General features: G+C 72.8%; 16 protein-coding genes. 12 read left to right on the top strand and 4 right to left on the bottom strand.

Features of this window, described 5'->3' with window-relative positions; translation table 11 throughout:
• Window positions 1–946: 946 nt before the first annotated feature.
• Complete coding sequence (locus tag ACWD1U_RS32035; protein ID WP_451112866.1) at window positions 947–1762, top strand: tetratricopeptide repeat protein; 816 nt, start codon at window positions 947–949, stop codon at window positions 1760–1762.
• Window positions 1763–1860: 98 nt separating this feature from the next.
• On the opposite strand, the gene ACWD1U_RS32030 is transcribed toward ACWD1U_RS32035, so the two are convergent.
• Window positions 1861–3153: a DUF1015 domain-containing protein gene (locus ACWD1U_RS32030; protein WP_451112851.1), complete on the bottom strand. Its 1293-nt coding sequence runs from the start codon at window positions 3151–3153 to the stop codon at window positions 1861–1863.
• A 72-nt stretch (window positions 3154–3225) separates the two neighbouring features.
• Between ACWD1U_RS32030 and ACWD1U_RS32025 the strand changes: the two genes are divergently transcribed.
• The 4 genes from ACWD1U_RS32025 (at window position 3226) to ACWD1U_RS32010 (ending at window position 7318) form a co-directional block, all read left to right on the top strand.
• Complete coding sequence (locus ACWD1U_RS32025; RefSeq protein WP_451112850.1) at window positions 3226–4257, top strand: HAD hydrolase-like protein; 1032 nt, start codon at window positions 3226–3228, stop codon at window positions 4255–4257.
• Window positions 4258–4350: 93 nt separating this feature from the next.
• Window positions 4351–5394: a FecCD family ABC transporter permease gene (locus tag ACWD1U_RS32020; RefSeq protein WP_451112848.1), complete on the top strand. Its 1044-nt coding sequence runs from the start codon at window positions 4351–4353 to the stop codon at window positions 5392–5394.
• Window positions 5391–6428 (top strand): FecCD family ABC transporter permease, encoded by a 1038-nt coding sequence (locus ACWD1U_RS32015; RefSeq protein WP_451112846.1) that lies wholly within the window; start codon window positions 5391–5393, stop codon window positions 6426–6428. Before ACWD1U_RS32020 ends, ACWD1U_RS32015 begins: the two co-directional genes overlap by 4 nt.
• The gene (locus ACWD1U_RS32010; RefSeq protein ID WP_451112844.1) at window positions 6425–7318 is read left to right on the top strand and encodes an ABC transporter ATP-binding protein; all 894 of its coding nucleotides are present in this window, start codon (window positions 6425–6427) and stop codon (window positions 7316–7318) included. Before ACWD1U_RS32015 ends, ACWD1U_RS32010 begins: the two co-directional genes overlap by 4 nt.
• Here ACWD1U_RS32010 and ACWD1U_RS32005 read toward each other — a convergent pair.
• A complete protein-coding gene (locus ACWD1U_RS32005; RefSeq protein WP_451112842.1) occupies window positions 7302–7649 on the bottom strand; it encodes an SCP2 sterol-binding domain-containing protein in 348 nt (115 codons plus the stop codon). The two genes, ACWD1U_RS32010 and ACWD1U_RS32005, sit on opposite strands and share 17 nt — an antisense overlap.
• 42 nt (window positions 7650–7691) lie before the next feature.
• Between ACWD1U_RS32005 and ACWD1U_RS32000 the strand changes: the two genes are divergently transcribed.
• The 5 genes from ACWD1U_RS32000 to ACWD1U_RS31980 all read left to right on the top strand — a co-directional run bounded on the left by ACWD1U_RS32000 (window position 7692) and on the right by ACWD1U_RS31980 (window position 12986).
• The gene (locus ACWD1U_RS32000; RefSeq protein ID WP_451112840.1) at window positions 7692–7994 is read left to right on the top strand and encodes a hypothetical protein; all 303 of its coding nucleotides are present in this window, start codon (window positions 7692–7694) and stop codon (window positions 7992–7994) included.
• 31 nt (window positions 7995–8025) lie between these two features.
• Window positions 8026–8841 (top strand): TlyA family RNA methyltransferase, encoded by an 816-nt coding sequence (locus tag ACWD1U_RS31995; protein WP_451112838.1) that lies wholly within the window; start codon window positions 8026–8028, stop codon window positions 8839–8841.
• Window positions 8838–9743 (top strand): NAD kinase, encoded by a 906-nt coding sequence (locus ACWD1U_RS31990; RefSeq protein WP_185009616.1) that lies wholly within the window; start codon window positions 8838–8840, stop codon window positions 9741–9743. The genes ACWD1U_RS31995 and ACWD1U_RS31990 overlap by 4 nt, the downstream gene beginning before the upstream one ends.
• A 159-nt stretch (window positions 9744–9902) precedes the next feature.
• Window positions 9903–11621 (top strand): DNA repair protein RecN, encoded by a 1719-nt coding sequence (recN, locus tag ACWD1U_RS31985; protein WP_451112864.1) that lies wholly within the window; start codon window positions 9903–9905, stop codon window positions 11619–11621.
• A gap of 222 nt (window positions 11622–11843) precedes the next feature.
• Window positions 11844–12986 (top strand): glycosyltransferase family 4 protein, encoded by a 1143-nt coding sequence (locus ACWD1U_RS31980; RefSeq protein ID WP_451112836.1) that lies wholly within the window; start codon window positions 11844–11846, stop codon window positions 12984–12986.
• A 5-nt stretch (window positions 12987–12991) separates the two neighbouring features.
• On the opposite strand, the gene ACWD1U_RS31975 is transcribed toward ACWD1U_RS31980, so the two are convergent.
• Entirely contained in the window at window positions 12992–14635 is a 1644-nt protein-coding gene (locus tag ACWD1U_RS31975) for a PucR family transcriptional regulator (protein WP_451112834.1), read from the bottom strand.
• A 106-nt stretch (window positions 14636–14741) separates the two neighbouring features.
• On the opposite strand from ACWD1U_RS31975, the gene ACWD1U_RS31970 reads away from it, so the two are divergent.
• Complete coding sequence (locus tag ACWD1U_RS31970) at window positions 14742–15698, top strand: LLM class F420-dependent oxidoreductase (protein WP_451112832.1); 957 nt, start codon at window positions 14742–14744, stop codon at window positions 15696–15698.
• 29 nt (window positions 15699–15727) lie between these two features.
• Here ACWD1U_RS31970 and ACWD1U_RS31965 read toward each other — a convergent pair whose 3' ends face one another.
• Complete coding sequence (locus ACWD1U_RS31965; RefSeq protein WP_451112862.1) at window positions 15728–17530, bottom strand: glycoside hydrolase family 15 protein; 1803 nt, start codon at window positions 17528–17530, stop codon at window positions 15728–15730.
• A gap of 540 nt (window positions 17531–18070) precedes the next feature.
• Here ACWD1U_RS31965 and ACWD1U_RS31960 point away from each other — a divergent pair.
• Entirely contained in the window at window positions 18071–19729 is a 1659-nt protein-coding gene (locus ACWD1U_RS31960) for a CTP synthase (protein WP_451112860.1), read from the top strand.
• Window positions 19730–19810 lie beyond the last annotated feature (81 nt).

The following is a 19810-nucleotide window of genomic DNA, read 5'->3' as shown; positions in this document are numbered from 1 at the left end:
ACCGCGCCGTGACGACCGCGACCGGGGCGGGGACCGAGGCGGGTTCCGCCGGGACGACCGTGGTGAGCGTCCGTCCTTCCGCCGCGACGACCGTGATCGTGGACCGCGCCGTGACGACCGCGACCGGGGCGGGGACCGAGGCGGGTTCCGCCGGGACGACCGTGGTGAGCGTCCGTCCTTCCGCCGCGACGACCGTGGTGACCGCCCGTCCTTCCGCCGCGACGACCGTGGTGACCGCCCGTCCTTCCAGCGCGACGACCGCGGTGAGCGTCGCGACAACCGGGACGATCGCGGCGACCGCGGGGGCTTCCGTCGCGACGACAACCGTGGCGGTGGCTACGCACGGCGCGACGACCGCCGGGGCGACGTGCGCCGCGGAGACGACCGGCGAGATGACCGCCGAGGGGACGACCGCGGGCCGCGCGGTGGTTTCCGACGGGACGACCGTCGGGACGACAGGCGCGATGACCGGCGTGACGACAGGCGTGACGGCGACCGCGGTGGCTTCTCCCGCCGTGACGACCGCGGGGACCGCAGCGACAACCGGGACCGTGGCTTCCGGAGCGACGACCGTGACCGCGGCTTCCGGCGCGACGACCGCAGTGGTTTCCGTGGCCGCGACGAGCGCCGTGGGGACGACCGTGGGGACCGCGGCGGGTTCCGGCGTGACGACGCCGGTCAGGGCGGGCGTTCCGGCTTCCGTCGTGAGGACGCTCCCCGCGAGCGAGGCGAGTTCCGGCGCGACGACAACCGCGGAGACCGCGGCGAGCGGGGCGGCGGCTTCCGTGGCCGGGACGACCGCGGCGGTCGTGGCCCCCGTCGCGACGATCGCGGTGGGCGGCCCGGCGGCTTCCGTGGCCGGGACGACCGGCGGGGCGGCGACGATCGCCGCGGTGGTGGCCGGTTCCGGGACGAGCGTGAGCGCGACCGTGAGCCGATCAAGCGGCTGCCGATCCCCGAGGACGTCACGGGCGACGAGATCGACAAGGACGTACGGCAGGAGCTGCAGAGCCTGCCGAAGACGCTCGCGGACGACGTTGCCAGGAACCTCGTGATGGTCGCGCGGCTCCTCGACGAGGACCCCGAGGGCGCGTACGGCTACTCCAGGGTCGCGCTGCGGCTGGCGTCGCGTGTCGCCGCCGTACGGGAGGCCGCCGGGTTCGCCGCGTACGCCAGCCAGAAGTACGGCGAGGCGCTGGCCGAGTTCCGGGCCGCCAAGCGGATGACCGGGAACATCGATCTGTGGCCTGTCATGGCCGACTGTGAGCGCGGGCTCGGGCGGCCGGAGAAGGCGCTGGACATGGCCGGGGCGCCCGAGGTGCACAAGCTCGACAAGGCCGGGCAGGTCGAGATGCGGCTCGTCGTGGCCGGTGCGCGGCGGGACATGGGGCAGCTGGACGCGGCCATCGTGACGCTGCAGAGCCCGGAGCTGGCCGCCAACTCCGTGCAGCCGTGGACCGCGCGACTGCGGTACGCGTACGCCGACGCGCTGCTCGCCGCCGGGCGGGAGAGCGAGGCGCGGGAGTGGTTCGCGAAGGCCGTCGAGGCCGACCGGGACGGCAGCACCGATGCTTCGGACCGGCTCGCCGAGCTGGACGGCGTGGAGTTCGTGGACGTCCTCGTCGACGACGAGAGCGACGAGAGCGACGAGGATCCGGAGGCCTCGCCGGAGACGGACGAGGACGACGTCGACAAGGACGACGTCGACAAGGACGACGCCGACAAGGACGACGCCGACAAGGACGACGCCGACAAGAACTGACGAACGGCACGGGCTGACGTTTGTCGAGTACGAGAGAAGGGGCGGGATCCCGGCCGTGCGGCTCGGGTCCCGCCCCTTCGGCGTTGCTGTCCCGGCGGTCAGAGGTCCAGCGCCCGCAGCACCAGGCCCGTCGCCGGCTTCGGGCCGAACGACGTCGACTTGCGGGGCATCGTCACGCCCTGGCGGGCCAGGTCGCGGACGACCTCCTCGCGGACCGGGTGCATCAGGACGGCCGTACCGCCGTCGCGTTCCGCCTTCGCGACCGTGGCGGCCGTGTCGTGGATGTAGGCGATGCGGTCGGGGGAGTCCTCGGAGATGTGCCAGACGTGCCGGAGGAGCGTGGCGTGGAGCACCGTTGCGTCGAGGGTGCGCCAGGCCGTGGGGCGGTCGGCGGGGATCGTGCGGTCCAGGAGACCCGGGTCCGGGTGGTCGACGAGGTGGAAGGAGCCGTCGCCGGCCAGCAGGAGCGCGTTGCCCGCGCAGGCCGCGTCCGCCAGTGCGTCCAGGGCCTCGGACAGCGGGACGTCGAGGCGGCGTACGCGGAAGTGGCCGTCCAGGGCTGCCACGGCGTCGCCTACCGGGAGGTCGTGCAGGAGGCGGTGGATGGCGCGGACCCTCAAGGGGTAGCGGGCCGTGTCGACCAGGAGGACCAGGCCGTGGTCCCACGGACTGGGGGAGGGGTGCTCGGTGCGGAGGCGGCGGTAGGTCGCCCAGCGGTGGTGGCCGTCGGCGATGAGCGCCTGGTGGCCGGCCAGATCCGTCCGGATCGTGGCCAGCTCCGCGCTGTCGGTGACCGACCACAGGCGGTGGCTGAAGCCGTCCTCCGTGGTGGTCGCGAGCAGGGGTGGCCGGCCCGCTGTGCGCTCGATCAGGTCCGCGGTGGCGGTCGTCGTGCCGTCGCCGCGGTAGGTGAGCAGGAGGGGTTCGAGGTTGGCGGAGGTGGCCCGCATCAGGGCCGCCCGGTCGGCGACGATGTGCGGCATGACGTCCTCGTGGGGCAGCACCACCTGCTCGGCCGGATCGGACACGCGCAGGGCACCGATGATGCCGCGTTGCAGCATGCCGTCGCCGTCCTGCTGCTCGTAGACGTACAGGCCGGGTTCCGCGTCGGTGGTCAGGACGCCCTCGGACAGCCAGCGGCGCAGGGTCTCGGCGGCCTGTTCGTTGCGGGCGCTGGGTGTGGCGGCCTGGGGGAGGATCAGACGGACGATGTTGTACGGGTCGGCGGACTCGAGGTGGTGCAGGCCGTCGGGGCGCACCACGACGTCGTACGGCGGAGATGTCACGGCGGCAAGGCTGCCGACCCGGTCGGGGTCGTAACGAAGGCCTCGGAACGGGGTGAGTTCCAGGCCTCGGTGCGCCGTTTCCTCCGAGTGACCTGCTGTGTTCATCCCGGCATCGTACGGGTGCCGGTGGCATGGGGGATGATCGGGGGAAAGCCGTCGAACGAGGAGCGATGCGGGATGAGCCGGAGCGTCAGGACGAGGCCCGAGGGCAGTGGGCAGGCCCTGAGCGAGGCGTACGACACGGCGTTGCTCGACCTGGACGGTGTCGTGTACGCGGGCGGGAGCGCGATCGCGCACGCGGTCGAGTCGCTGGCCGCGGCCCGGGAGGGCGGGATGCGTCTGGCGTACGTGACCAACAACGCGCTGCGGACGCCGGACACCGTGGCCGGGCATCTGACGGAGCTGGGCATACCGACGGGCGCGGACGATGTCATCACCTCGGCGCAGGCGGTCGCACGGCTGATCAGCGAGCAGGTGCCGCAGGGCTCCCGGGTACTGGTGATCGGCGGCGAGGGGCTGCGGGTCGCGCTGCGCGAGCGGGGACTCGAGCCCGTCGAGTCGGCGGACGACGATCCGGCGGCGGTGGTGCAGGGGTTCGGCGGGCCTGATCTGCCGTGGGGCCGGTTCGCGGAAGCCTCCTATGCGGTGGCCCGGGGCGTGCCGTGGTTCGCGTCCAACACCGACCTGACGATTCCGAGCGGGCGTGGGATCGCGCCGGGCAACGGCGCGGCGGTGGAGGTCGTGCGGATCGCCACGGGTGCCGAACCGCAGGTCGCGGGCAAGCCGTTGCCGCCTATGCACCGGGAGACGATCTTGCGGACCGGGGCGAAGCGGCCGTTGGTGGTGGGGGACCGGCTGGACACGGACATCGAGGGCGCGTTCAACGGGGACGTCGACTCGCTGCTGGTCCTGACCGGTGTGACCGACGGCGCGCAGTTGCTGGCCGCGCCGCCGCAGCACCGGCCGACGTATGTGGACGCCGATCTGCGCGGGATGCTCGGCGGGCAGCCGGACGTCGTGGAGGCGGGCGACGGCGGTTTCCGGTGCGGTGGCTGGACGGCGACGGCGGGTGCGGACCGGCTGGAGCTGGAAGGGGAGGGCGAGGCGCTGGACGGGCTGCGCGCCCTGTGTGCCGTGGCCTGGACGGCCGCCGGTGAGGGCGTGTGCGAGCTGGACGGCGGGAAGGCACTGGCCCGACTGGGGATCTGAGGACCTGTCAGCGTCCGTGGTGCGGTCGGGCAGCCGAGTGCGACGGGGGATTCCGAATCTTGATCGGATGCGAGGGTAGGCTAACCTAACCGCGTGTTGGTCGACAGTCCTCCCGAACCGCGCGCGGAGACCGCCCCCGCGCCCCCGAACCGACGGGCGGTACGAGCCTTCGGGCTGCTTCTGTCCGTCGCGGCCCTGGTGCTCGTCGCGCTGGCGAGTATCGCGATCGGCGCGAAGGAGCTGACCCTCGGGCAGGTCTGGCACGGCTTGTTCGAGGACTCGGGGACCTACGGCGATGTCGTCGTCGCGGAGCGGCTGTCGCGGACCGTGCTCGGGCTGCTCGCCGGCGCTGCCCTGGGCCTTGCCGGGGCGGTCCTGCAGGCACTCACGCGCAACCCGCTGGCCGACCCCGGCCTGCTCGGCATCAACGCGGGCGCGTCCGCCGCGGTCGTCACGGCCATCACGTACTTCGGGGTCACGTCGCTCACGGGTTACGTCTGGTTCGCGTTCTTCGGCGCGGCCGCGGTCGGCGCGCTGGTCTGGTTCCTCGGGGGAAGCCGGGGTGCGACACCGGTGCGGCTCGCGCTCGCCGGTACGGCCATCAGCGCCGCGCTCTACGGCTACCTCCAGGCCGTGATGATCATGGACGAGGCGGCGCTCGGCAAGATGCGGTTCTGGACGGTCGGTTCGCTGGCCTCGGCGACCGACGCGACCATCGAGCAGGTCCTGCCGTTCCTGCTGACCGGTACGGTCCTGGCGCTCGCCCTGGCCCGGCCGCTCAACGCCATGGCCATGGGCGACGACACCGCAAAGGCGCTCGGCGCGGATCTGAACCGGACGCGGGCGCTGTCCATGCTGGCCGCGACCGTGCTGTGCGGGGCCGCGACCGCCGCATGCGGGCCGATCGTGTTCGTCGGGCTGATGGTGCCGCACGTCGTGCGCTCCTTCACCGGGCCCGACCTGCGCTGGATCCTGCCGTACGCGGCGATCCTGTCGCCCGTGCTGCTGCTCGGGGCCGACGTCATCGGCCGGATCGTGGCCCGGCCCGCGGAACTCCAGGTGGGCATCGTCACCGCGATCCTCGGCGGACCGGTGTTCATCTTTCTCGTACGACGGCGGAGGACGGCGCAGCTGTGAAGACCACCAACCGTGCCGTGCGGACCGGCAGGCTCTCGATACGCCTGGACGTGCGGATCGTCACCGTCGTGCTCCTGCTGTTCGTCGCCGCGCTCGCGGCGAGTGTCGTGCTCATCGGCACCGGCGACTTCCCCATCCCGGCCGCCGACGTGCTGCGCACGCTGGTCGGCGAGGGCAACCCGGGCCAGGAGTTCATCGTCAACGAACTGCGGCTGCCGCGGGTCCTGGTGGGGCTGCTCGTGGGCGCCTCGCTCGGACTGGGCGGTGCGCTGTTCCAGTCCATCTCCCGCAACCCGCTGGGCAGCCCGGACGTGCTCGGTCTCGGCCAGGGCGCGACGGCCGGCGCGCTCACGGTGATCGTGCTGACCTCCGGCAGCGCCGACCAGGTCGCCGCCGGGGCGCTCGTGGGCGGCCTGGTGACCGGGCTCGCCATCTACGTGCTCGCCTGGAAGCGGGGCGTGCACGGCTACCGACTGGTCCTGGTCGGTATCGGCGTCTCCGCGATCGTCACCGCCGTCAACGGCTATCTGCTGACCAAGTCCGACATCGTGGACGCGGCCCGCGCGGTGGTGTGGATGACCGGCTCCCTCGACGGCCGTGACTGGGACCAGGTGTGGCCGCTGCTCGTGCTGACCGCCGTGCTCGTGCCGCTCGTCCTGGTCAACGCGCGGGGGCTGCGGATGATGGAGATGGGCGACGACGTCTCGTACGCCCTCGGCATCCGGGTGGAGCGCGTACGGCTGCTGCTGATGGTGGCGGCCGTGCTGCTCACCGCGTCCGCGACGGCAGCGGCCGGCCCCGTCAGCTTCGTCGCGCTGACCGCGCCGCAGCTGGCCCGGCGCCTGACCCGCTCGCCCGGGCCGAACCTGCTGCCCTCGCTGTGCATGGGCGCCGCCCTGCTGGTCGTCGCCGACTGGGTCTCGCAGCGGGCGTTCGGCGCCGAGCAGCTGCCCGTGGGTGTGGTCACCGGTGTGGTCGGCGGTGTCTACCTGCTGTGGCTGCTGGTCACCGAGCGCAGGGCGGGCCGGATATGAGCGCGGGCCCGAGCGCCGAGAGCAGCACCAGCAGCGGACTGAACAACCGAAGGAGCCCCGTGAACCGCCTGTCCGCCGAGAACGTCACCCTGGCCTACGACCAGCGGGTCATCGCCGAGCAGCTGTCGGTGGAGATACCCGACCACTCGTTCACGGTGATCGTCGGCCCCAACGCGTGCGGCAAGTCGACACTGCTGCGGGCGCTGTCGCGGATGCTCAAGCCGAGCGAGGGACGGGTGCTGCTCGACGGGCAGGTCATCCAGTCCATGCCCGCGAAGAAGGTCGCGCGGACCCTCGGTCTGCTGCCCCAGTCGTCCATCGCGCCCGACGGCATCACCGTCGCCGACCTCGTCGGCCGCGGTCGCTACCCGCACCAGGGCATCCTGCGCCAGTGGTCCACCGAGGACGAGCGGATCGTCCAGGAGTCCATGCGGCAGACCGGTGTCGCCGAGCTCGGCGACCGCTACGTCGACGAGCTCTCGGGCGGCCAGCGCCAGCGCGTGTGGATCGCCATGGCGCTCGCCCAGCAGACGCCGCTGCTCCTGCTCGACGAGCCGACGACCTTCCTGGACATCCAGCACCAGATCGACGTCCTGGACCTGTGCGCGGAGCTGCACGAGGAGCAGGGGCGCACGCTCGTGGCCGTGCTGCACGACCTGAACCACGCCGCCCGCTACGCCACCCACCTCATCGCCCTGCGCGGGGGCAGGGTCGTCGCCGAGGGCGCGCCCAGGGACATCGTCACGGCCGAGCTGGTCGAGGAGGTCTTCGGGCTGCGCTGTCAGGTCGTCGACGACCCGGAGACGGGCACACCGCTGGTCGTGCCGGCGGCGCGCAAGGCACGCGCCGGGGATGTGGCCGGGAAGGTCGCCGCTACAGAAGCTTCCTGAGGCGGAGCAGGTCCCGCAGCGACGCGTGCAGCTTCACCCGGCCAGAACCCCAGGCCGTGGCGAAGCTCAGCTCGCCGTCGACCAGGGCCACCAGGTCGTCGCCGGTCATGGCCAGTCTGATCTCGGCCTTGGCGGGCGGCGGTCCCTGGACCGTGTCGTGCACCTCGATCCGCCCGCCGCGCATCCGGCCGACGAAGGTGGCGTCCAGGTCCGTGATGTGGCAGCTCACCGAGCGGTCCAGGGCCGCGGCGTCGCGGACGTCCCCTTCGGCGCGCTGCATGTTGTCCGAGAGCTTGTCGAGTGCGCTGCGGCACTCCTCGATCGTGGCCATCGCGGTCGACGGTACCGCAGCGGTTCGCGGTAGCGTCTGGGCATGGACGACGCAGTTCCCGAGACCTCGGCGGCCGCGGAGGAAGAGCCCGGCCACGACCCGGCCGCCCCCGCCCCGCTGAACGTGCCCCGCATCCCCACCGGCGACGCCGACGTGGACGCGGCCCTGGACCGGCTCGGCGACGCGGACCACCTCGCCACGGACGGGCACATCGAGGTGTACGAGGATGTACACCGGGGGCTGCGCGACGCGCTCACCGCGCTCGACGTACGCCCGGGACCTCCGGCTCCCGCCGGTCACCCGGCCACCACCCCGCACCGCGACCCTTCGGGTCGCCCCCTCTGATCGCCGCCTGGACCTAGGAGCTGAACCGAACGTGGCAGGAGTCGCACGTCGCCGTCTGGACGCGGAGCTGGTCCGCCGGAAGCTCGCGCGTTCGCGTGAGCATGCCGGCCAGCTGATCGCCGCCGGACGCGTCTCCGTCGGCAAGACCGTCGCGACCAAGCCCGCCACACAGGTGGAGACGGCGGCCGCGATCGTGGTGGCCCAGGACGACAGCGATCCCGACTACGTCTCCCGGGGCGGCCACAAGCTCGCCGGGGCGCTCGAGGTGTTCGTGCCGCAGGGGCTGGCCGTGCAGGGGCGCAGGGCGCTCGACGCGGGCGCGTCCACCGGCGGTTTCACCGACGTCCTGCTGCGGGCGGGCGCCGCCCATGTCGTCGCCGTGGACGTCGGATACGGCCAACTCGCGTGGTCCCTCCAGAAGGATGAACGCGTCACCGTCAAGGACCGTACGAACGTGCGCGAGTTGACGCTTGAAGCGATCGATGGGGAGCCTGTGGATCTTGTCGTGGGGGATCTTTCCTTCATCCCGCTCGGGCTGGTCCTGCCCGCCCTGGTGCGGTGCGTGAAGCCGGACGCCGATCTGGTGATGATGGTCAAGCCGCAGTTCGAGGTGGGGAAGGAGCGGCTGGGCAGTGGGGGAGTCGTCCGCAGCGCCCAGCTGCGGGCCGAAGCGGTGACGGGAGTGGCCGAGAAGGCCTGGGGACTGGGGCTCGGGGTGAAGGGCGTGACGGCCAGTCCGCTGCCCGGGCCGTCGGGGAATGTCGAATACTTTCTGTGGCTGCGGGCCGGGGCACCGGAACTGGACCCGGCCGACGTTGACCGTGCAGTGGCGGAGGGGCCGCGTTGACCGAGAACCGAGCTCGTACTGTTTTCCTGCTCGCCCACACGGGGCGGCCCGCGGCCGTGCGCAGTGCCGAGCTCGTGGTGAAGGGGCTGCTGCGCTCCGGGCTGGGCGTGCGCGTCCTGGAGGCGGAGGCGCGCGACCTGCCGCTGCCGACCGAAGTGGAGCTGGTCAAGGAAGCCACTCCGCAGTGCCTCGACGGGTGTGAACTGCTGATCGTGCTGGGCGGCGACGGCACGCTGCTGCGCGGCGCCGAGTTCGCGCGGGCGTCGGGGGTTCCGATGCTCGGCGTCAACCTCGGGCGCGTCGGGTTCCTCGCGGAGGCCGAGCGGGACGACCTCGACAAGGTGGTCGACCGGGTGGTGACCAAGGCGTACGAGGTCGAGGAGCGGATGACCGTCGACGTCGTGGTGCACCGCAACGGGGACATCGTGCACACGGACTGGGCGCTGAACGAGGCGGCCGTGCAGAAGGTGTCCGCGGAGCGGATGCTGGAGATCGTCCTCGAGATCGACGGGCGGCCGGTGACGGGCTTCGGCTGTGACGGGATCGTGTGTGCGACGCCGACCGGGTCGACCGCGTACGCCTTCTCGGCGGGCGGGCCGGTGGTGTGGCCGGAGGTCGAGGCGCTGCTCATGGTGCCGATCTCCGCGCACGCGCTGTTCGCCAAGCCGCTGGTGACATCGCCGGATTCTGTGCTGGCTGTGGAGGTTCTGCCTCATATCCCGCCGGGTGTGCTGTGGTGCGACGGGCGGCGGACCGTGGAGTTGCCGCCCGGCGCCAGGGTGGAGGTGCGGCGGGGGGCCGTGCCGGTGCGGCTGGCCCGGCTGCATCACGCGTCGTTCACGGACCGGCTGGTGGCGAAGTTCGCTCTGCCCGTTTCCGGGTGGCGGGGGGCTCCGCACTAGCGGTTGCGGGGGGTGGTTGGTCGCGCCCACGCGGCGGAGCCGCGTACCGGGACGGCCTCGCGCCCCCGAGCAAGGCATCACCACTCTCGTGGGTGACAAGGGCAGGCCAGTCGCACTCGCGGGCCCGGACCTCGTAAGGTCGTGTCCGTGTTGGAGGAGATGCGGATACGGTCGCTCGGCGTGATCGACGACGCCGTGGTCGAGCTGTCCCCCGGGTTCACCGCGGTCACCGGTGAGACGGGTGCGGGCAAGACCATGGTGGTCACCAGCCTGGGGTTGCTGCTGGGTGGGCGGGCCGACCCGGCGCTCGTGCGGATCGGGGCCGGGAAGGCGGTCGTGGAGGGGCGGATCACCGTTCCCCAGGACGCCACGGTCGCCGTACGCGCCGAGGAGGCCGGGGCCGAGCTCGACGACGGGGCGCTGCTGATCAGCCGTACCGTTTCCGCCGAGGGGCGCTCGCGGGCGCACCTGGGCGGGCGCAGCGTGCCCGTGGGCGTGCTGGCCGGGCTCGCCGACGAACTGGTGGCCGTGCACGGGCAGACCGACCAGCAGGGGCTGCTCAAGCTGTCCCGGCAGCGGCAGGCGCTCGACCGGTACGCGGGCGACGCGGTCGCCGTGCCGCTGGCCAAGTACGGCGAGGCCTACAAGCGGCTGCGGGCCGTCTGCGCCGAGCTCGACGAGATCACCACACGCGCGCGCGAACGGGCCCAGGAGGCCGACCTGCTGCGCTACGGGCTCGACGAGATCGCCGCCGTCGAACCCCGGGCCGGTGAGGACGTGGAGCTGGCCGAGGAGGCCGAGCGGCTCGGGCACGCCGAGGCCCTGGCGTCCGCCGCCGCGGTCGCGCACGCCGCGCTCGCCGGCAACCCGGAGGACCCCGAGGGCGTCGACGCCGGGACGCTCGTGGCGGGTGCCCAGCGGGCCCTGGACGCCGTACGGTCGCACGACCCGGCGCTGGCCGCCCTCGCCGACCGCATCGGGGAGATCGGGATCCTGCTGCGCGACGCGGCCGGGGACCTCGCGGGGTACGCCGACGATCTGGACGCCGATCCGCTGCGGCTGGCGGCCGTCGAGGAGCGGCGGGCCGCGCTCACCGGGCTGACCCGCAAGTACGGCGAGGACATCGCCGGCGTGCTGGCCTGGGCCGAGCGGAGTGCCTCCCGGCTGACCGAACTCGACGGCGACGACGAGCGGATCGAGGAGCTGACCACCGAGCGGGACGCGCTGCGGTCCGAACTGGGCGGGCTGGCGCAGGCGCTGACGGACGCGCGGACGGAGGCCGCCGAGCGGTTCGCCGCCGCCGTGACCGCCGAGCTGGCCTCGCTCGCCATGCCGCACGCGCGCGTGTCCTTCGACATCCGGCAGACCGAGGACCCGGAGGGCGTCGAGGTCGGCGGGCGTCCGGTCGCCTACGGGCCCGCGGGTGCCGACGAGGTCGAGCTGCTGCTGGCCCCGCACCCCGGCGCGCCGCCCCGGCCCATCGCCAAGGGCGCGTCCGGTGGCGAGCTGTCCCGCGTGATGCTGGCCGTGGAGGTCGTGTTCGCGGGGACGGATCCGGTGCCGACGTACCTCTTCGACGAGGTGGACGCCGGTGTCGGCGGCAAGGCGGCCGTCGAGATCGGCCGGCGGCTCGCACGGCTGGCGAAGACCGCCCAGGTCGTGGTGGTCACGCACCTGCCCCAGGTGGCCGCCTTCGCCGACCGGCAGCTGCTGGTCGAGAAGACCGACGACGGGTCCGTGACCCGTTCCGGCGTCAAGGTCCTGGAAGGTGAGGACCGGGTCCGGGAGCTGTCCCGCATGCTGGCAGGACAGGAGGACTCGGAGACGGCCCGGGCGCACGCGGAGGAGTTGCTGGCCACGGCTCGGGCGGACGGGTAGCCGGGGGCGGGGCCGGCGGTCGTGCGGCCGGGCTGGACGGGTACGCCCGACTTCACTCGTGTGGGTGACCCGGACCGGCGCATTCCCCCGATGCCGCGCCCCACTGTCGCGCCGCCGGGGTTCCGGGCGTGCCCGGAACCCCCGTATGTCCTGGCATGCTTGACGGAGTATGCGTGGGAGACCGCGCCGTGACCGCCCGACCCGAACCAGGAGCCCGGCCACGTGACCCCCGTGAGCAGCCACTCACCGCCTGGCCAGTCGCCGCTGCGCACCGTTCAGGTGCTGGGCGGAGGCAATGCCGCCAGCAGTGCGCATGTGCGCTCGCTGGCCGCGGGGCTCGTCGCGCGGGGCGTGAGAGTGACGGTGTGCGCCCCCTTCGAGGCGGATCGCGCCTATGACTTCAGCGGTGTCGGGGCCGACCATGTGCACGTGCCGCGCAGCAGCGACCCGGTGTCGGTGGCGGCCCTGCGGGCGGCCTGCGCCAACGCCGATCTGGTGCACGCGCACGGGCTGCACGCCTCCTTCCGTACCGTCCTCGCGCTCAGCGGGCGGCGCGTGCGCACCCCGCTGGTCGTGACCTGGCACGACCGGACGCACGCCGACGGTGCGCGTGCCCAACTGCTGCGGGTCCTGGAGCGACGGGTGGTGAAGGCGGCCACCGTGGTGCTGGGGACGTCGTCGGCGCTCGTGGACCGGGCGCGGCACACGGGCGCCCGGGACGCCCGGCTCGCGGCCGTGGCGCTGCCCGGCCCCCGCAGGCCCCTCGAACCCGACGATCCCGACCGGCTGCGGCCCAAGGTGCGCGCCGAACTCGGCGCCGTCGGACGGCCGTTGCTCATTGCCGTCGGTTCCCTGGAGCGGCACCGCGGGTACGACGTGCTGCTGGACGCCGCGCGCGCCTGGCGGCGCCTGGATCCCGTGCCGCTGGTCGTGATCGCGGGCGAGGGGCCGCTGCGCGGCGAACTCCAGGGGAGGATCGAGCAGGAGGGGCTGCCGGTCCGGCTCATCGGACGGCGCGACGACATCACCGATCTGCTCGCCGCGGCCGACCTCGCCCTGCTGCCGAGCCGCTGGGAGGCGCGCTCCGTCCTCGCTCAGGAGGCTCTCCACTCGCGCGTGCCCCTCGTCGCCACGGGCGTGGGCGGCATTCCGGAACTCGTCGGCGACGCGGCCGAACTCGTCCCCTGCGGGGACGCCAAGGCCCTCGCCGACTCCGTGGCAGGCCTGCTCGGCGACCCCGCGCGCCGTGAACTGCTGCGGGCCAAGGGCGCCCGGCAGGCCGCGACCTGGCCGACGGAGGACGAGACGGTCGCCCAAGTACTCAGTGTGTACGACGAGTTGACCAAGCCCCAGCCTCTCGCATAGAGGCTCTAGAACACGTGCCTGCGGGCCCGCAGCGCCAGGCTCAGGGTCAGCACCGTCTGCGGGTCGTCGAGGTCCGTGCCCAGCAACTCCCCGATGCGCGCCAGACGGTTGTACAGCGTCTGCCGGTTGAGATGGAGCTCCCGGGCCGTCTCCGCCTTGCGTCCCGCATGTGCCAGGTACGTCGCCAGCGTGGGCAGCAGCGGCGGCCGGGAGCGCCGGTCGTGCTCCAGGAGCGGGCCGAGGGCCCGGTCGACGAACGCGGCCAGGTCCGGATGGTCGCGCAGCCGCCACAGCAGCAGGTCTATGTCGAGGCGACGGGCGTCGTACCAGGGACGGTCCGGCAGGCCCTGGGCCGCCGTGGCGGTCTCGGCCGCGTGGCGCAGGCCCGACGCCACCGCCGTCCAGCCGCCGCCCACGCCCACGACCACCACGGGCGGCTGCCCGCCCGGCCGCGGCATCCCCGCCCGGCCCACCCCGGCCCGCAGCGCCGCCGCTACCCGGTCCGCGACCGTCGCCCGCTCCGACTCCGAGCGCAGCCCGAGCAGCACCAGCACCCGCCCCTCCACCGGCCGCACCCCGAGCAGCACCGGCACGCCCACCGACGCCAGCTCCTCCGAGACCGCCCTCGCCAGCACGGCCCAACCGCCGCCGGGGGACAGGGCGTCGCCGAGCCGAATCACCACCGGCAGCAGCGGGCCCTCGCCCGGCCGGAAGCCCAGCACCCGCGCCTGCGCCGGGGCGTCTTCCGCCGTGACCCGGCCCTCGGCGAGGTCGGTGAGGAAGTCGCCGCGCCCGCGCGCCGCCAGCTCCTCCTCCTGCCGCGCCTGCATCAGCACCACGGCCAGGATGCCCGCGGCCCGCTCGGCCGCCATCCGGTGCACCGGCGCCAGGGAAGCCCGTACGGGCAGCAGCACCAGACGCGCCCGGACACCGCCGCTGCCGTGCCCGCCGCCCGGCACGTCCACCAGGACCGAGCCCGCCAGCGGCGGCTCGTCCTTGTGCTGGCCGCGCAGCCCCTCCCACACCTGCAGCGGGTCCGCGCCCTCGGGACCGGCCCCGGCGGCGTACAGCAACTGCCCGTCCGCCGTCTCCAGGAACACCGGGTTGCCGGCGAAGTCCGCCAGGATGCCGAGCACTTGGGGCACACCGCCGCCACCCAGCACCGCCTGTGTGCACCGCCGGTGCACCTCCTCCGCCCGCTGGAGCAGCGCGTAGTGGCCGTTGACGATCTCGGTGTGGACCTCCTCCGTGACCGCGACGAACGGCACCTCGCGGTGCAGTTGGACGAGCGGCAGCCCGGCCGAGCGGGCCGTGTCGACGAGGGCGGCGGGCAGCCGGGTGAAGCGCGGGCCGAGCTCCACGACCAGGGCCGCGATGCCGCGCTCGGCGAGAGTGCGTACGAACGCCCGCTGTTCGGCCGGGCGGGTGCCGAGACCGTAGCCCGTGGTCAGCAGGAGTTCACCGCCCTTGAGCAGCGAGGCGATGTGCGGCACCTCGCCGGCGTGCACCCAGCGCACGGTCCGCCCGAGCCGCTCGGCACCGGCCAGCACCTCGGGCAGCCCGCTGCGCAGCCCCGGCAACTCCAGCGCCCGCTGCACGGTGATCCCGGCACCCTGGGTGTCGTACGCGCTGTCCGTCCCGCTGTCCATGTGCCGGACGCTACCCGCGCGGGTGCCCTACGGACATCTCCGGAGGGACACGGGGCACGATCACCCGGGCGGAATACGTCATGATCTACCGGGTACGGGCGCGGTCATGGACATCAGCGTGGTCGCGGTGGGACGGGAAGACGACAGCCCGGTCGAGGAGCCGTTGCGGGTAGCGGTGCTCGCCGACCGGCTCGGGTACCGGGAGGTGTGGGCGGGCGAGGGACCGACGTGGGACTCGTTCGTCCTGGCTGCGGCGATCGGCGCGGCCACCGAGCAGGCCGCGCTGACCGCGGGGCCCGTGCCGGTGTCGGTGCGCGACCCGCTGACCATCGTCCGGGGTGCCGCCTCCACCGCGGCCGTCACCGGCCGGCCCGTCGGCGTGGCCCTCGGCACCTCCAGCAAGCGGGTCGTCGAAGGCGTGCACGGCCGGCCGCGGACCCGGCCCGCCGCCGCCCTCGAGGAGTCGGCGGCGGCCGTACGGGCGCTGATGGACAGCGCGCCGGGCGAGCCGATCGTGCCCGGGAGCGGTTTCCTGCGCCGGCTGCCGCCGCCCGGAGGCATGGTCACCGTCGCCGCGTTCGGCGAGCGGGCGGTCGCCGCGGCCGCCGCGCACGCCGACCGGATGCTGCTCGACATCGTCTCGCCCGAGCAGGTCCGCATGCTGCGGGCCCGGATGCTCGCCGCCGCCGAGAAGGCGGGCCGTACCCCGCCGCGGCTGGCCGCCTGGCTGCCCGCCGCCGTGGATCCGGAGCCGGAGTCGCTCACGCAGATCCTGCGCAGCGTCGTCGGGTACCTCACCGTGCCGGGCTACAGCGACATGTTCGTCGACGCGGGGTTCGCCGAGGTCGTCGAGCTGGCCGCCAAGGGCGCCGACCCGGACACGCTGCTGCGGGCCCTGCCCCCGGAGGCCGCGGGCACGGTCGCCCTCGTCGGCGACGCCGACACCGTCCGCGCCCGCATCGACGCCTACGCCGAGGCCGGACTCGACGAGATAGCCGTGGTCCCGGCCACGGCGGGCGACCCGGCCGGGGAGCGCACACTCACGGCCCTCAAGCCGGTGTGACACCCCTGCGGGCCGCCCCGCGGACCGCGTCAGCCACCGTACGCGCCCGAAGCGGTCAGACGCAGAGCCGTGTCGATGAGCGGCACGTGACTGAACGCCTGCGGGAAGTTGCCCACCTGGCGCTGCAGGTGCGGGTCCCACTCCTCGGCCAGCAGGCCGAGGTCGTTGCGCAGCGACAACAGCTTCTCGAACAGCTTGCGGGCCTCGTCCACACGGCCGATCATCGCCAGGTCGTCGGCCATCCAGAACGAGCAGGCGAGGAACGCGCCCTCGTCGCCGGGAAGGCCGTCGACGCCCTCGTTGTCGCCCTGCGTGGGGTAGCGCAGGATGAAGCCGTCCGGCGTGGACAGCTCCCGCTGGATCGCCTCGATCGTGCCGATGACCCGCTTGTCGTCCGGCGGCAGGAAGCCCATCTGCGGAATCAGCAGCAGCGACGCGTCCAGCTCCTTCGAGCCGTAGGACTGCGTGAAGGTGTTGCGCTCCTTGTCGTAACCCTTCTCGCACACGTCCCGGTGGATCTCGTCGCGCAGTTCCCTCCAGCGCTCCAGCGGGCCGTCCGCGTCGCCGGACTCGATCAGCTTGATCGTGCGGTCGACCGCGACCCAGGCCATCACCTTGGAGTGCACGAAGTGGCGGCGCGGGCCGCGCACCTCCCAGATGCCCTCGTCCGGCTCCTGCCAGTGGTCCTCCAGGTAGCGGATCAGCTTCAGCTGGAGCAGCGAGGCGTAGTCGTTGCGCGCGAGACCCGTCATGTGGGCCAGGTGCAGAGCCTCGGTGACCTCGCCGTACACGTCCAGCTGGAGCTGGTGCGCGGCGCCGTTGCCGACCCGGACCGGGGCGGAGTTCTCGTAGCCCGGCAGCCAGTCCAGCTCCGCCTCGCCGAGCTCGCGCTCGCCGGCGATGCCGTACATGATCTGCAGGTTCTCCGGGTCGCCGGCGACCGCCCGCAGCAGCCACTCGCGCCAGGCGCGGGCCTCCTCGCGGTAGCCGGTGCGCAGCAGCGACGACAGGGTGATCGCCGCGTCGCGCAGCCACGTGTAGCGGTAGTCCCAGTTGCGGACGCCGCCGATGTCCTCCGGCAGGGAGGTCGTCGGCGCGGCGACGATGCCGCCGGTCGGGGCGTACGTCAGGGCCTTCAGCGTGATCAGCGACCGGATCACGGCCTCGCGGTACGGGCCGTGGTACGTACAGTGGTCGACCCACTCGCGCCAGAAGTCCTCCGTCGCCTCCAGTGACTGCTCCGGCTCGGGCAGCGGCGGCGGCTCCTTGTGGGAGGGCTGCCAGGAGATCGTGAACGCGATCCGGTCACCCGGAGCGACCGTGAAGTCCGCGTACGTGGTCAGCGACTTGCCGTACGTCTCCGCCGATGTGTCGAACCACACGGAGTCGGGGCCCGCCACGGCCACCGTGCGCCCCTCGTGCTTGTGCACCCACGGCACCACCCGCCCGTAGGAGAACCGCATCCGCAGCGCCGAGCGCATCGGTACCCGGCCCGAGACGCCCTCCACGATGCGGATCAGCTGCGGGGCGCCGTCACGCGGCGGCATGAAATCCGTCACCCTGACCGTGCCCCGCTGGGTGTCCCACTCGGACTCCAGGATCAGCGAGTCGCCCCGGTAGCTGCGCCGGGCGGCGGTGGGCGGTTCCTGGTCGGAGGCGTAGGCGGGGCCGAGCCGCCAGAAGCCGTGCTCCTCGGTGCCCAGCAGGCCGGCGAAGATGGCGTGCGAGTCGAAGCGCGGCAGGCACAGCCAGTCGACTGTCCCGTCCCGGCAGACCAGGGCAGCGGTCTGCATGTCTCCGATGAGTGCGTAGTCTTCGATGCGCCCGGCCACGTGCAACTCCAGTCGAACGGCCACGTCACCCCACGAGGGGGCTGTCGCTAGTGCGGTCAAGGGGGTTTCAGCAGGTCTTGCAATGCGTCGTTGAGCGATGAAGCAAAACAGGTCACTCAGCCGTGATGCAAAGCGCCAATTGTTGCTCAACGAACTGACGAGCTCACGTTGTTCCGGTGCGTACGGGCGGGGGGTGGCGCCGTTGAGCCGGACGGGCTCGGCAGCGAGTGTCCGAGCAGGATACGACGCATGCGGATGATCCGGGTGCCCGTCCAGGCAAGGCAAGTACGCCGAACGAGTGAGCAATGGGTGAGGGACCGGTAAGGGTGATCGCCTCCGTGTCGGGATGTGTGCGGAGCGTGGCCGGAAGTCATTGCCCCGCGGCGCTGATACGCTGGTAGCCCGTGGACCGGTGGGCCCCTTCCCCCGAGGGAATCCTCGACAGGGAACCCCGGAACCGCAGCGACGGCGCCCCCGGAACCTCCGGCAGGCAGCCGCACCGCACCCCCAGACCGCGACCACGGGAGCCCCGTCTTGGCCATGCCGCCCGCCGCTTTTCGTAACTCGACGACCAAGCACATCTTCGTCACCGGGGGTGTCGCCTCCTCGCTCGGCAAGGGCCTGACGGCCTCCAGCCTCGGCATGCTGCTCAAGGCCCGCGGTCTGCGCGTCGTGATGCAGAAGCTCGACCCGTACCTCAACGTCGACCCGGGCACGATGAACCCCTTCCAGCACGGTGAGGTGTTCGTCACCAACGACGGCGCCGAGACCGACCTGGACATCGGCCACTACGAGCGCTTCCTCGACCGCGACCTGGACGGCTCGGCCAACGTCACCACCGGCCAGGTCTACAACACCGTGATCGCCAAGGAGCGTCGCGGCGAGTACCTCGGCGACACCGTGCAGGTCATCCCGCACATCACTAACGAGATCAAGCACCGCATCCGCCGCATGGCGACGGACGAGGTCGACGTCGTGATCACCGAGGTCGGCGGCACGGTCGGCGACATCGAGTCGCTGCCGTTCCTGGAGACCGTCCGCCAGGTCCGGCACGAGGTGGGCCGTGACAACGTCTTCGTCGTCCACATCTCGCTCCTGCCGTACATCGGCCCCTCGGGTGAGCTGAAGACGAAGCCCACCCAGCACTCGGTCGCGGCCCTGCGCAACATCGGTATCCAGCCGGACGCGATCGTGCTGCGCTGCGACCGCGAGGTGCCCACCGCGATCAAGCGGAAGATCTCGCTGATGTGCGACGTCGACGAGGCCGCAGTCGTCGCCTGCCCCGACGCCCGCTCGATCTACGACATCCCGAAGACCGTGCACGGCGAGGGCCTGGACGCCTACGTCGTGCGCAAGCTCGACCTGCCGTTCCGCGACGTGGACTGGACGACCTGGGACGACCTGCTCGACCGCGTCCACAACCCCGACCACGAGATCACCCTCGCCCTGGTCGGGAAGTACATCGACCTGCCCGACGCCTACCTGTCGGTCACCGAGGCGCTGCGCGCCGGCGGCTTCGCCAACCGGGCCCGCGTGAAGATCAAGTGGGTCACCTCCGACGACTGCAAGACCCCGGCCGGCGCCGCGGCGCAGCTCGGTGACGTCGACGGCATCTGCATCCCCGGCGGCTTCGGCGAGCGCGGCGTGAACGGCAAGGTCGGTGCCATCCGCTACGCCCGCGAGAACAAGGTGCCGCTGCTCGGCCTCTGCCTGGGCCTGCAGTGCATCGTGATCGAGGCCGCGCGCAACCTGGCCGACATCTCCGACGCCAACTCCACCGAGTTCGACCCCGCCACCGGCCACCCGGTCATCTCCACCATGGCCGAGCAGATGGACATCGTCGCCGGTGAGGGTGACATGGGCGGCACGATGCGGCTGGGCATGTACCCGGCGAAGCTGGCCGAGGGGTCGATCGTGCGCGAGGTGTACGACGGCAAGGAGTACGTCGAGGAGCGCCACCGGCACCGCTACGAGGTGAACAACGCCTACCGGGCCGAGCTGGAGAAGCGGGCGGGCATCCTGTTCTCCGGCACCTCGCCGGACGGCAAGCTCGTCGAGTACGTCGAGTACCCGCGCGACGTCCACCCGTACCTGGTCGCCACGCAGGCGCACCCGGAGCTGCGCTCGCGCCCGACGCGTCCGCACCCGCTGTTCGCCGGGCTCGTCAAGGCCGCGGTCGAGCGGAAGACTTCGAAGTAACACACCAGTTGTACGGTGGCCGGGGTGCATCCCTTCAAAGGGTGTGCACCCCGGTTTCATTTCGGCAGGGTGTGTTGGGTA

The organism is Streptomyces sp. NPDC002788 (assembly GCF_053592115.1).
Note: the sequence above shows the minus strand (reverse complement) of the source record. Positions and strands in the feature narration are given on the sequence as shown.

What these genes read in the sequence shown, in the direction of transcription:
- ACWD1U_RS31960 (WP_451112860.1), top strand. Translation starts at nt 18,071, where the DNA reads ATGCCGCCCGCCGCTTTTCGTAACTCGACGACCAAGCACATCTTCGTC.
- ACWD1U_RS32025 (WP_451112850.1), top strand. Translation starts at nt 3,226, where the DNA reads ATGAGCCGGAGCGTCAGGACGAGGCCCGAGGGCAGTGGGCAGGCCCTG.
- ACWD1U_RS32005 (WP_451112842.1), bottom strand. Translation starts at nt 7,649, where the DNA reads ATGGCCACGATCGAGGAGTGCCGCAGCGCACTCGACAAGCTCTCGGAC.
- ACWD1U_RS32030 (WP_451112851.1), bottom strand. Translation starts at nt 3,153, where the DNA reads ATGAACACAGCAGGTCACTCGGAGGAAACGGCGCACCGAGGCCTGGAA.
- ACWD1U_RS31975 (WP_451112834.1), bottom strand. Translation starts at nt 14,635, where the DNA reads ATGGACAGCGGGACGGACAGCGCGTACGACACCCAGGGTGCCGGGATC.
- ACWD1U_RS32000 (WP_451112840.1), top strand. Translation starts at nt 7,692, where the DNA reads ATGGACGACGCAGTTCCCGAGACCTCGGCGGCCGCGGAGGAAGAGCCC.
- recN (WP_451112864.1), top strand. Translation starts at nt 9,903, where the DNA reads ATGCGGATACGGTCGCTCGGCGTGATCGACGACGCCGTGGTCGAGCTG.
- ACWD1U_RS32010 (WP_451112844.1), top strand. Translation starts at nt 6,425, where the DNA reads ATGAGCGCGGGCCCGAGCGCCGAGAGCAGCACCAGCAGCGGACTGAAC.
- ACWD1U_RS31970 (WP_451112832.1), top strand. Translation starts at nt 14,742, where the DNA reads ATGGACATCAGCGTGGTCGCGGTGGGACGGGAAGACGACAGCCCGGTC.